Origin of the sequence: Achromobacter sp. HNDS-1, assembly GCF_040084795.1 — a bacterium.
GTDB classification, from domain to species: Bacteria; Pseudomonadota; Gammaproteobacteria; order Burkholderiales; family Burkholderiaceae_B; genus Achromobacter; species Achromobacter ruhlandii.
In genome coordinates this window covers 972,348-986,149 of the sequence record NZ_CP157584.1, presented here as the reverse complement: position 1 = coordinate 986,149, position 13,802 = coordinate 972,348, and the positions used below count along the sequence as shown (strand labels likewise).

General features: G+C 70.9%; 2 protein-coding genes. One reads left to right on the top strand and one right to left on the bottom strand.

Features of this window, described 5'->3' with window-relative positions; all coding sequences use genetic code 11:
- Nucleotides 1–4 precede the first annotated feature (4 nt).
- Nucleotides 5–1,186, bottom strand: coding sequence for an acetyl-CoA acetyltransferase (locus tag ABFG95_RS04370; RefSeq protein WP_054417426.1), 1,182 nt, complete (start codon nucleotides 1,184–1,186; stop codon nucleotides 5–7).
- A gap of 572 nt (nucleotides 1,187–1,758) precedes the next feature.
- On the opposite strand from ABFG95_RS04370, the gene ABFG95_RS04365 reads away from it, so the two are divergent.
- On the top strand, nucleotides 1,759–13,797 hold the full coding sequence (locus ABFG95_RS04365; RefSeq protein ID WP_348995500.1) for an amino acid adenylation domain-containing protein: 12,039 nt from the start codon (nucleotides 1,759–1,761) through the stop codon (nucleotides 13,795–13,797).
- The last annotated feature ends 5 nt before the right edge of the window (nucleotides 13,798–13,802 follow it).

Sequence of the window (13,802 nt, the reverse complement as noted above, 5' to 3'; positions counted from 1 at the left end):
GCCGTCAGGCCCGCACGGCTTCGAGCACCGACGCGTAGTTCGCGACGGCCATGCCACCCATGTTGAACACCAGCCCGAGTTCGGCGCCGGGCCGTTGCATCTGGCCGGCGCGCCCGGTCAGCTGGCGATAGGCCAACGCGTGCATCGAGACGCCGGTGGCGCCCACCGGATGGCCCTTGGCCTTGAGCCCGCCGGACAGGTTGACGGGCAGGTCGCCGTCGCGCCGCACCGTGCCCTCGGCCAGCACGCGATGGCCTTCGCCCGGCGCGGCCAGGCCCATGGCCTCGTAGATCAGCAGTTCGGCGATGGTGAAGCAATCGTGCACCTCGGCGAAATCCAGGTCCTGCAACTGCACGCCGGCATCCGAATAGGCGCGTTGCATGGCGCGGTGGGGACCCTCGAACGCCAGCAGGTCGCGGCCCTCCAGCGGCAGCATGTCATTGACCTGGGTGGCGGCGCGAAAGCGCACCTGGCGCGCATAGCGCGGCGCGCGCCGCTCGCAGGTCAGGATGACGGCGGCGGCGCCGTCGCTGATGGGCGAGCAGTCGGTCATGCGCAGCGGCGACGCGATCATCGGATTGCGTTCCGAGATGGTGTTGCAGAAGTCGGCGTCCAGTTCGCGCCGCAGCTGCGCCAGCGGATTGCGCAGGGCGTTGGCGTGGTTCTTGGCGGCAATGGCGGCCATGACCGGCAGCGGGTCGTCGTAGCGGTCGGCGTATTGCTCGGCCAGGCGCGCGAACTGCTGCGGAAAGCTCATGGCGCTTTCGCGCGGATCGTTCTTGTAGCCGGCGCAGGCCAGCGCCTCGGTCACTTCCGGCGTGGTGCGCGAGGTCATCTTCTCGACGCCGATCACCAGCACGGTGCCGGCCGCGCCCGACTGGATGGCGCGCAGGCCGGCATGGATCGCGGCCGAGCCCGAGGCGCAGGCGTTCTCGCAACGGGTCGCGGGCTTGAAGCGCAGCGCCGGGTGCGCCTGGTGCACCAGCGAGGCGGGAAAGGCATCGGGCACCAGCCCCGCGTTGAAATGCCCCAGGAAGATCGCGTCGATCTCGGCCGGATCCACGCCGGCGTCTTCGATCGCCTCGTTGGCCGCCATCACGATGAGTTGCTCAAGATTCAGAGCGTCCAACTTGCCGAACGGCGTATGGCCGCTGCCCACGATCGAAACGCCCGAATGATCGAACATGTCCCTCTCCCCATGCACGGTGATGTGCGGCGGTGGTGTGCTTGTGCGAATCAAGTGTAGGACTGCCCCAATACGTATCTCTATACGTGCATCCACGTACGCGAATACGTAGTGCGGCGTGGCTCGCGGGGACCCGTACGTACCGCGTTCGCGGCGCCCGGCGCGCCGCGAACGCGCCGCGCCGAGGCCGCCGCATGACGCGCGAAATACGACGAAGACGCCCGTATTCAGGCGCTTGCGGACATGTTCACCTGTGTTCGATACGGCGTTTGACGCGGGCAGCCGCAAGGCGCCGAGATGCGCGCTTTTGCTCGAAAAAATGGGGGTGTACGTACGTGTTCGGCGGCAGTGACGCGTCTGGAATTTTCAAATCATCTGTATAAGAATTCGTCGACGCGAGCATGCGGGCGGCAGGCAACGCATTAGAAAAAAACGTGCTGCCGCCAGGGTCAGAATGTCTTTCATAGGAAGAACAGATCATGACGGGTTTCGTATCGCTTTTGGTTGGAGACGGCAGTGTCCTGGTTCGTTGCGGCGAACTGCTGATGGCAAAGGGACACCGCATACAGGCAGTGATTTCCACGGATTTGACCGTGCGCGCGTGGGCCGCCAAGGCCGGCATCCCGCAGTACGCCCTGGACGATGCGGTCAAGCCGGAATCCCGGTTGTCGGCCGACATTCTCTTCAGTATCGGCAATTACTCGGTGATCCCGGACGCGCTGCTCGAGCGCGTGCGGCGCATGAGCATCAACTACCACTATGGCCCGCTGCCGGAATACTCGGGCCTGCACGTGCCGGCCTGGGCGGTATACGACCGCGCCACCGATTACGCCATCACCTGGCATCGCATCGGCGAGATCATCGACGGCGGCGGCATCCTCAAGCGCGTCGCCGTGCCGATCGAGTCGACCGACACGGCCCTGTCGCTGGGCCTGAAGTGCGATGAGACCGCCATCCAGAGCTTCGGCGCGCTGGTCGACGAGCTGGCCGCCGGCCGTGAAAGCGAGACGCCGCAGGACCTGTCCCGGCGCCGCTATTTTTCGCGCCATTCGCAGTTCTCGGCCGAAGGCCTGATCGACTGGAACCAGGACGCCGAGCAGATCGCCGCCATGGTGCGCGCCACCGACCACGGACCCTTCAGCAGCCCGCTGGTGTGGCCCAAGGCGCTGATCGACGGCCGCGTGCTGGCCGTGCGCAAGGTCAGCATCGAGGCGCGCGCCGCGGGCGCGGCGCCGGGCGACGTGGTGGCGGCCGACGCGTTCGGCGCCAGCATCGCCACGGGTAACCGCGCGCTGCGCCTGGAGGCGCTGTGCACCCTGGAAGGCGAGGACGTCGCGATTGCCGATCTGGTCAGCGGCGGCAGTCTGCAGGCCGGCGCGCGCCTGGCCTCGGTGGGCGAGCAGGCCCGCGCCCAGGTCACCGCCGCCGGCACCGCCGCGTCCGCGTCGACCGCCTACTGGCGCGGCCAATGGGCCGCCTGGCAGCCGTATCGCCTGCCCTACGCGCGGCCGGCGACCGCCGACGCCAACACGGCGCCGATCGTGGGCAAGCTGCCCGCCGCGCCGCGGGGCGCCGGGCGCGAGCAGGCATACGTGGAGCAGGCCGTGGGCGGCCTGTGCACCTTCCTGGCGCGCGCGTCGGGCGTGGCCGAGGTCCACCTGGCGGTGGCGTTGCCGCGCGCCGAGGTGGAGCCGGAGTGCCGCGATGTGTTCTGCGCCTGGGCGCCGGTGCTGGCGCGGCTGGACGCGGCGGCGCCGCTGTCGCGCAATCTGGAGGCCGTGGCCGAGGCCCTGGGCCGGGCGCGCGAGCATGGCCTGATCCGGCGCGACCTGATCGGCCGCGACGCCACGCTTGCCGCGCGCCATGCGCGCGGCGAATTGACGCCGGACGTGCTGGTGTCCAGCCAGGTGCCGGCCGCCCATGCGGTGGACGAGGATCGTCCGGCGCTGGAATTCGTGCTGCTGGCTGGCAGTGAAGCCTTCGAACTGCACTTCAACCCGCGCAAGATCACGCGCCGCGCCGCGGCCCAGCTGGCCGCGCAGGTGGCGGACTGGTGCCGCCGCCTGCCGGCGTCGGCCGACCGCAAGCTGGGCGAGGTCGAGGCGCTGTCGGCGGGCGAACGGCAATCGCTGGTGGAGCAGTTCAACGCCACCGGCGACGCCGCCACGCTGGGCGCCGTGGTGCATGAACTGTTCGAGCATGCCGCCGCCCAGCACGCGGGCAGGGTGGCGCTGCGCTGCGCCGACCAGGCCATGTCGTACGGCGAACTGAACGCCGCCGCCAATCGCGTGGCCGGCGTGCTGCGCGGCAAGGGCATCGGCCGGGGCCAACGGGTGGGCGTATGCCTGGACCGCTCCATCGACATGGTGGTGGCGCTGCTGGCCGTGCTGAAGACGGGCGCCGCCTATGTGCCGGTCGACATGGCGTTCCCGGCCGAACGCATCCGCCAGATGCTGGAAGCCGCCCAGCCGGCGCTGCTGATCGCGCCGCCGGCGGCGCGCGACGGCAGCCTGAGCGCCTGGGCCGAACGCTGCCTGGACCTGGGCGCGGCGCTGGCCCAGGCCGGCGACGACGGCGACAACGTGCCGGGCGCGGCGCAGGCCGACGACCTGGCCTACGTCATCTTCACGTCTGGTTCCACCGGCAAGCCAAAGGGCGTCGAAGTGACCCATGGCGCGCTCGGCAACTTCCTGCTGTCGATGCGCGCCACGCCGGGCTGCGAGGCCGGCGACAGCCTGCTGGCCGTCACCACGATCTCCTTCGACATCGCGGCGCTGGAACTGTTCCTGCCGCTGATCAGCGGCGCCAGCGTGGTGATCGCGCGCCAGCAGGAAAGCCTGGATGGCCAGACGCTGCTGGATCTGATGCGCCGCCATGCTGTCACCATGATGCAGGCCACGCCCACCACCTGGCAGCTGTTGCTGCAATCGGGCTGGCCGCGCGCCGTGTCGCTCAAGCGCCTGCTGTGCGGCGGCGAAGCGCTGCCGCGCGCGTTGGCCGATGAGCTGCTGGCGCGCGCCGAGTCGGTGTGGAACATGTATGGCCCGACCGAGACCACCGTCTGGTCCAGCGTCTGGCAGGTGCGGCCGGGCGAGGATATCGTCATCGGCCAGCCCATCGCCAACACCCAGCTATACGTGCTGGACGCCAACCTGGCGCCGGTGCCGGCCGGCTTTGCCGGCGAGCTGTGCATCGGCGGCGCCGGCGTGGCGCGCGGCTACCACAAGGATCCGGCGCAGACGGCGGCGCAGTTCGGCGCCAATCCGTTCGCGCCCGGCGCCCTGTACCGCACCGGCGACTTGGCCTGCTTCAAGGAGCCGGGCAAGCTGGTGGTGCTGGGCCGCAACGACGGCCAGATCAAGCTGCGCGGCTTCCGCATCGAACTGGGCGAAGTCGAGGCCGCCGTGGCCAGCCACGAAGACATCGGCCGCGCCGTGGTGGTGGGCCGCAACGACCAATTGGTCGCCTACTGCCTGCGCAACAGCGCGCCGGCCAGCGCCGCGCAGGACCGCCGCGCCGAGACCACCGCCGTGACCGAATGGCGCGACGTCTGGGACCGGGCCTACGAGCCCGGCGCGGCCGATCCCACCTTCAACACCGCCGGCTGGCACAACAGCTACGACGGCCTGCCGTTCGCCGCCGACGAAATGCGCGACTGGCAGCAACGCACCGTCGACCGCATCCTGGCCACCGGCCCCGAGCGCGTCTTCGAAATCGGCTCGGGCACCGGCCTGGTGCTGTTCGGCGTCGCGCCCAAGGTCGCGCAGTACCGCGCCATCGACGCCTCCAGCCAGGCGGTCGAACAGATCAACCGGCACCTGGGCGGCCTGCCGCAGGCCTCGTGCGAACACCGCCTGGCCAACGATCTGCCGGAGGTGGAACCGGGCAGCTTCGACACCGTGGTCATCAACTCGGTGGCGCAGTACTTCCCCAGCGCCGGCTATCTGCTGTCGGTGCTGGATTGGGCCACCGAGGCCGTGACCGAAGGCCGCATCTTTGTGGGCGACGTGCGCGACCTGGCGCTGCTGGAGGCGTTCCACGCCGACGTGGCGAACTTCCAGGGCCTGTGCAGCCTATCGGCCGACGAACTGCGCCGGCGCACGCAACGCGGCCTGCGCGCGGAACGCGAGCTGGTGCTGGCGCCTGAATTCTTCGCCAACCTGCCGGCGCTGTATCCGCGGATCTCGCGCGTCGAGATCCTGCTGCGCGACGGGGCCTACGTCAACGAGATGTCGCGCTTTCGCTTCGACGTCATCCTGCATGTCGGGGCGCCGGCCGCCGGCCGCGCCAGGCCGCAACGCCTGGCCGCGCTCGACTGGCGCGGCGACGGGCTCGACCTGGCGGCGCTGGCCAGCAGCCTGAAGGCGGGCGGCAAGCCGCTGGCCATCGCCAATATTCCCAATGGCCGGCTGGCCGACGTGCACCAGCGCGTCGGCCACGTGCTGGAGGCCAAGGCCACGGCCGAGCCGGGCCAGTGGGTCGATCCGCGCGACCTGGCGCAGGCCGCCGAGGCGGCGGGCTACCGCATGGCCATGCTGCCGAGCCGCTCGCGCGACATCTGGGCCTTCGACGCGGTGTTCTGGCCGGCCGGCGAGCAGCCCGACCTGACCTGGCAGGCGCCGCAGGCCGTCGATCGCGCGGCGCTGTCGCGCTTGGCCAACCAGCCCGCCGCCGGCGCGCCGCCGCGTCCCGCGCTGCAACGCGTGCTGCGGCCCTGGCTGGAGGCGCGCCTGCCGGGCTACATGATTCCGGACTTCTTCGTCGAACTGGATGAATTCCCGTTGACGCCGAACGGCAAGATCGACCGCAAGGCGCTGCCCGAACCCACCGAGGTGATGCTGGAGCCGGCGGTGCAGCCCACCAACGAGCTGGAACAGCAATTGCAGGCGGTGTGGGCCGAGGTGCTGGGCCACGACCGCATCGGCATTCACGACAGCTTCTTCAAGATCGGCGGCAACTCGCTGCGGGTGGTGCGGGTGCAGGCCGAGCTGCAGAAGCTGCTGGGCCGCAACGTGTCCACTTCCACGCTGTACGAGCACTTCACCATCAAGGACCTGGCCGCCCACCTGGCCGGCAACAAGAAGGCGGTGCTGAACACGCCCAAGCGCCGCAATGCGCTGGCCGACGAGCCCATCGCCATCGTTTCGATGGCCTGCCGCCTGCCGGGCAACGTCAACAGCCCCGAAGACCTGTGGAACCTGCTGGAGCGCGGCGGCGACGGCATCGTCGAAGTGCCCAGGGAACGTTGGGACGCGGCGGCCATCTATGACGCCGACCCGGACGCGCGCGGCAAGTCGTACTGCATGCGCGGCGGCTTCGTGACGCCGATCGACCTGTTCGACGCGCCATTCTTCGGCATTTCGCCGCGCGAGGCGCGCGCGCTCGATCCGGCGCAGCGCATGATGCTGGAAGTCACCTCCGAGGCGATCGAGCAGGCCGGCTATTCGATGGACCAGCTGCGCGGCAGCCAGACCGGCGTGTTCGTCGGCATCGGCAAGGGCTACCACGAGTACGGCCTGGCGCTGGCCGGCGGCCTGGCCGACCTGGACGGCTACGTTGGCACCGGTTCGGCCGGCAGCACCATGTCCGGCCGGGTCTCGTACGTGCTGGGCCTGGAGGGACCGAGCATGACGGTGGACACCGCCTGCTCGTCGTCGCTGGTGACCACGCACCTGGCCTGCAATGCCTTGCGCCAGGGCGAATGCGACCTGGCGGTGGCGGCTGGCGTGACGCTGATGCTGTCGCCCGACCTGCATGTGGAATTCAGCCGCCTGCGCGGCATGTCGCCGGACGGCCGCTGCAAGTCGTTCTCGTCCAGCACCGACGGCACCGGCTGGAGCGAAGGCGCCGCCGTGGTGGTGCTCAAGCGCCTGTCGGACGCGCAGCGGGACGGCGATCCGATTCTGGCCGTCCTGCGCGGCACCGCGGTCAACCACGCCGGCCACAGCGCCAGCCTGACCACGCCCAGCGGCCCGGCGCAGCAGCGCGTGATCCGCCAGGCGCTGGCCATGTCGGGATTGCAGCCTTCCGACATCGATTACCTGGAGGCCCATGGCACCGGCACCAAGCTGGGCGACCCGATCGAGGGCAACGGCCTGGCCGCGGTGTTCGGCGGCAGCCATACGCCCGAGCGGCCGTTGTGGGTCGGCTCGGTCAAGTCCAACCTGGGCCACACGCAGGCCGCGGCCGGCCTGGCGGGCGTCATGAAGACGGTGCTGGCCATGCACCACGACAAGCTGCCCATCACGCTGCACGTGGTCGAGCCGACCCCGGCGGTGGACTGGGCCGCGGCGCAGATGGCGCTGGTGCAGCAGGAGCAGCCGTGGCCGGCGGGCGAGCGCCCGCGCCGCGCCGGCGTCAGCTCATTCGGCATCGGCGGCACCAATGCCCATGTCATCGTGGAGGAACCGCCCAAGCCGGCCGCGCCGGCCCGCGCCGCCAAGCCGGCGGCCGCGCCCGAGTCGTTGCCGTTCGTGCTGTCTGCCTTCACCGTGCCGGCGTTGCGGGCGCAGGCCGGCAAGCTGCACCTGCACATGGGCATGAACATCCAGGACCGCTTCCTGGACGTGGCCTATTCGCTGGCCACCACCCGGACCCACTTCCGCAAGCGCCTGGTGGTGTTCGCCAAGGGCAAGTCCGACCTGCTCGACGCGCTGGCCTCGTACGCCCGCACCGGCGAGGTGCCGGCGGGCGCGGTCAGCATGGTCGATGACCGCGACCGCGAATGCCGCCTGGCCCTGCTGTTCACCGGCCAGGGCAGCCAGCTGCCGCGCATGGGCCACGGCCTGTACCAGTCCAATCCGGTGTTCCGCCAGGCGCTGGACGACATCGCGCAGCGCTTCACCACGCTGGAAAAACCGCTGCTGGAGGTGATGTTCGCCGAGGCCGGCAGCGCCGAGGCCGCGTTGCTCAACCGCACCGATTTCACCCAGCCGGCCCTGTTCGCGCTGGAAGTGGCGTTGTGGCGGGTGTGGGAAAGCTGGGGCGTGCAGCCCGAGCTGCTGCTGGGCCACAGCATCGGCGAGATCGCCGCGGCCCATGCCGCCGGCGTGTTCGACCTGGACGACGCCTGCCGCCTGGTGGCCGCGCGCGGCCGCCTGATGCAGGCCTTGCCGGCCGGTGGCGGCATGGCCTCGCTGGAAGCCAGCGCGGCCGAGGTCGAGGCCGCCCTGGCCGCGCTCGGCCTGGCCGCGCAGGTGTCGCTGGCGGGCCTGAACGCGCCGCAGCAGACGGTGGTGTCCGGCGACCTGGCCAGCATCGAGCAGGTGGTGGCGCATTTCAAGCAGCAACAGCGCAAGGCCAAGCGGCTGGAGGTCTCGCACGCGTTCCACTCGCATCTGCTGGAGCCGATGCTGGGCGCCTTCCGCCAGGTGGCGCAGTCGCTCGACTACGCCGCGCCGAAGCTGGCCCTGGTCAGCAGCCTGACCGGCGAGCTGGCCAAGCGCGGCGAGATGACCCAGCCGGAATACTGGGTGCAGCAGGCGCGCCAGGCGGTGCGCTTCAACGCCGGCATGCGCACGCTCTACCAGCAGGGCATCAATACCTTCCTGGAACTGGGACCGCAGCCGGTGCTGTCCGGCATGGGCGCGGCCTGCCTGGCCGATGACGGCCCGGTGACCTGGGTGGCCTCGCTCAATCCGGCCAAGGACGAGACCCAGACCTTGCAGAAGGGCCTGGCCGAGCTGCACGTGCTGGGCGCGGCGGTGAACTGGCGCGGCTTCTTCGCCCCGTATGGCGGCGAGCGGGTCAAGCTGCCCACCTACGCCTTCCAGCGCGAGCGCTACTGGCTCGAACCCATGCCCACGCGCACGGTCGGCGCCGGCCTGAACGACGCCAACCACCAGTTGCTGGGCGGCGGCGTGCAGATCGCCGGCACCGACATGACGATGTTCACGACCGTGGTGGCGGCCGACGAGCCGGCCTGGGTGCGGGAGCACCAGGTGATGGACGCGGTGCTGATGCCGGGCACGGCGTTCTTCGAGGCCATGCGCGCGGCGGGGCGGCAGGTCAAGGGCCAGTGGGATCTGGCCGACGTGATCATCCTGGCGCCGATGGTGCTGGCGCCCGGGGTGTCGCTGCGCATGCAGATCACCGTGGGCGCGGAATCGGGCGGCGCCCGCACGGTGCACGTCTACAGCGCGCCGGAATCGGACGAGGACGGCGAATGGCAGCTGCACGCCGAAGGCAAGCTGGCGCCGGCCCAGGCCGCGCGCCAGGAGTCGGTCGAGCTGCCGCCGCCGGACGGCGATCCGATCGACGTGACCGCGCTCTACCAGGACCTGCATGAGCTGGGCTATGGCTACGGCCCGACGTTCCAGGGCATCAATGCCGCCTGGCACGTGGACGGCGACGTCTGGGCGCGCGTGGCCTTGCCGGAAGCGGCCGCGTCGTCGGCGATCCGCTACGGCCTGCATCCCGCGCTGCTGGACGCCTCGATGCACTCGCTGCTGCTGACCCAGCGCCTGAAGGCGCAGGTGGGCGACGACGTGTTCGTGCCGTTCGAGGCCGAACGCCTGTCGGTCTGGAAGGACGGACTGGCCGAGGTCTGGGTCAAGGTGGCGGACTTCGAACTGGGCGAGGGCGAGTTCTGGGCCTCGCTGGACCTGTACGACACCAATGGCGAACACGTGGGCCGGCTGCAGCGCCTGCATGCGCGCCGCATCGACCGCGCGGCGCTGCGGCGGCTGGCGGCGGCCGGGGTCGACCGCTTCCTGTTCCGCACGGAATGGCAGCCGGTCGAGGCGCCCGAAGCCGTGTTCGGCGGCACCTGGGGCCTGATGGGAGGCAGCGGCACGCCGTGGGCCGACGCGCTGCGGTCGCGCCTCACAGAGGCTGGCGCGCAGGTGGTCGACATCGCCCAGTTGAACGAGGCCGAGGCCTGCGATGGCGTGATCCAGCTGTGGGCCGGCGACGGCGCGGTCGAGAAGGCGTCGCACCGCCAGGCCGCCAGCGCGCTGGTGCAGGTGCAGGAACTGGCGCTGGCCGGCTTTACCAAGCCCGTCATCTGGGTGACGCGCGGCGCTGTCGGCACCAGCAGTGACGATCCCGTGTCCGACCTGGGCGCCAGCCCCTTGTGGGGCCTGCTGCGCACCGCGCGCAACGAGCATCCCGAACTGGCCCTGCGCATCGTCGACCTGGGCGAGACCGCGGCCGACCTGGACACGCTGGCGTCCGCGCTGGCATTGGCCGACGAGCCCGAGTGCGCGCTGCGCGGCGGCAAGCTGCTGGCGCCGCGCCTGAAGAAGGCGCCCGCCAACGCCGGCCTGGTGTTGCCGGCCGAGGGCAACTGGCGCCTGGAGATCGCCACCAAGGGCCGCCTGGACCAGCCGCTGTCGGTCAAGACGCTGGTGGATGAGCCGCTGGCGGCGGGCGAGATCCGCGCCGCGGTCAAGGCCACCGGCGTGAACTTCCTGGACGTGCTGAATGCGCTGGGGATGGTCGAAATCCCGGCCCTCGGCCTGGAGTTCGCCGGCGTGGTGACCGAGGTCGGCAGCGCCGTCAAGCACCTCAAGCCGGGCGACCCGGTGCTGGGGCTGGCGCGCGGCGCCTTCGGTTCCTCCATCGTGGTGGACGCGCGCCAGGTCGTGGCCAAGCCGGACAACCTCAGCTTCGAAGAGGCCGCCACCATCCCCATGACCTTCCTGACGGCGTGGTACGGCCTGCACGTGCTGGGCAACATGCAGCCCGGCGAGCGCGTGCTGGTGCACGCCGCGGCCGGCGGCGTCGGCATGGCGGCGGTGCAACTGGCGCTGCTGCATGGCGCCGAGGTCTACGGCACCGCCAGCGAACCGAAGTGGCCGGCGCTGCGCAAGCTGGGGCTGGCCGATGACCACATCGGCACCTCGCGCAGCCTGGACTTCGCGCAGACCTTCGCCGAAACGGCGCCGGGCCGCAGCTTTGACATCGTGCTCAACTCGCTGGCGCGCGAGTTCATCGACGCCAGCTTCGCCATGCTCAAGCCGGGCGGACGCTTCCTGGAGATGGGCAAGATCGACCTGCGCGACCAGGCCTGGGTCGAGGCCAACCATCCGGGCGTGACCTACCGCGTCTACAACCTGCCCGAGGCCGGCGTCGAGCGCATCCAGGAGATGCTGACTGCCATCGCCGCGCTGTTCGCCGAGGGCAAGCTCAAGCCGCTGCCGCTGCGCACCTTCCCGCTGGACAGCGCCTCCGACGCGCTGCGCTTCATCGCGCAGGCCCGCCACGTGGGCAAGGTGGTGCTGGTGCCGACGCAGCGCCGCGGCATGGTCGATCCGGACGGCGCGGTGCTGGTCACCGGCGGCCTGGGCGGGCTGGGCCGCTATGTGTCGAAGTGGCTGGTGCAGAACCACCAGGTGCGTGATCTGGTGCTGACCTCGCGCAGCGGCATGCGTTCGCCGGACGCCGAGGCCTTTGTCGCCGAACTGGCCGAACTGGGCGCCCGCGCCACCGTGGTGGCGTGCGACGCGGCCGACGCCGATGGCCTGCAACGGGTCATGGGCGAATTCGGCGAAGGCCGGCCGCTGCGTGGCGTGGTGCACGCGGCCGGGGTGCTGGATGACGGCATGCTGGCCGGCCAGACGCCGGAACGCTTCGACAACGTGTTCGCGCCCAAGGTCGACGGCGCCTGGCACCTGCATCGCCTGACGCAGGACCTGCCGCTGGACTTCTTCGTGCTGTTCTCGTCGATCTCCGGCGTGACCGGCGCGCCGGGCCAGGGCAACTACGCCGCCGCCAACACTTTCCTGGACGCGCTGGCGCACCACCGCCGCGCCAAGGGCCTGGCGGCGACCTCGGTGGCCTGGGGCGCGTGGGACGGGCAGGGCATGGCCGCGCGCCTGAGCGATGCCGACAAGACGCGCTTCAGCCGCCAGGGCATGGAAGCGCTGGGCCCGACCGAGGCGCTGGACCTGTTCGAGGCCGCCGTGATGAGCGACGCGCCGATGGCCGTGGCCGCCGCGCTCGACCTCGGCCGCCTGCAGCGCACGCTGGAGGACAACAACGGCGGCAGCGCCCCGGCGCTGTACCGTGAGCTGTTCAGCCGGGCGGCGGGCGCGCGCGGCGCGGGCGGTGGCGCGGGCGGCGGCGCCGGCCTGCGCAAGCTGCTGGTGGAAACCGCGGTCGAGCAGCGCGAGGCCGCGGTGCTGGACGCGGTGCGCGCCGAGGTGGCCAAGGCGCTGGAGTTCGCCTCGCCCGAGGACGTGGACGTCAGCCTGCCGCTGCAGGACATCGGCATCGACTCGCTCACCGCCGTGCTGCTGCGCAACCAGCTTTCGGACATGACCGGCCTGGCGCTGCCCGCCAAGATCGCCTTCGATCATCCCAACCTGCGGGCGCTGAGCCAGTTCCTGCTGGAGAAGCTGACCGAGGCGGGGCTGGACAGCCAGGAAGCCCCGGCCGAGGCCGGCGCGGCGGCGAAGGAGGCGGCCGGCGGCCGCCGCCTGGACGACCGCGTGGCGCGTCGCGGCTACCTGGAGCCGGAACTGCAGTTCGACAACGTGCTGACGATGGAGGCGGAGCCCGAAGCGGTGTTCATCACCGGCTCCACCGGCTTTGTCGGCGCCTTCCTGCTGCACGAGGCGCTGCGCGCCAACCTCATCGCCTACTGCCTGGTGCGCGCCGACGACGCCGAGAAGGCCATGGCGCGGCAGGTGGAGATCCTGCGCAAATACGACCTCTGGAAGCCGGAGTACGCGGCCCTGTTGAACCCGGTGGTGGGCGACCTGACCCAGCCGCTGTTCGGCCTGTCCGAGCACGAGTTCGACCAGTTGGCGGACCAGGTGGATGCCATCTGCCATTCGGGCGCGCTGGTCGACTGGATGCTGCCGCTGGACAACTACCTGGCGCCCAACGTGGTCGGCACGCACGAGGTGCTGCGGCTGGCCTCGCGCGGCCGCGGCAAGGCGGTGCACTTCGTCTCGACCGCCGCCACGCTGCCGCGCTACCTGGGCTACGAGGTGTCCAAGGACGAACGCGAGTACGGCTACCTCAGCTCCAAGTACATGGCCGAGCAGATGGTGGCGGCGGCGCGCTGGCGCGGGGCCAAGGCCTCGATCTACCGCCTGCCATTCGTCGGCGCCAGTTCCACCAGCGGCCATTTCCGGCTGGATCGCGGCGACTTCCTGCACAACCTGATCTCGGGCTGCATCGCCATGGGCAGTTTCCCGCTGCTGGGCTCGGATATCGGCGGCGTGCTGCCGGTGGACTACCTGGCGGGGGTCATCGCTCAGGTCATGATCCGCGACCAGGACCGCATCGGCCAGGACTACGACTTCGCCAACCCGCAGGCGCCCGGCTTCAACAGCCTGGTGCAGCACATCCGCGGCGCGGGCGCGCAGGTCGGCAGCGTGCCGTTCGAGCAGTGGCGGGAAGACGCCCTGGCGTATGCGCAGGCCAACCCCAAGAGCGCCATCGCCCGCATCGCGGCGGTGCTGGACGGCCTGGCGGTGCAGAGCGACCTGGAGCAGATGTTCGACTGCTTCCCGGTGGGCCGGCAGGTGTTCGGCGGCGAGGTCTATCCCTGCCCGCCGGTCGACGCCAGGCATGTCCAGCCCTACGTGGCGCGGATCGTGGCCGCCATGCCCGCGGCCAGGCAAGCGCAGGAGTTGTCGCCGGTATCGCAGCCGGCTTGAGCAAG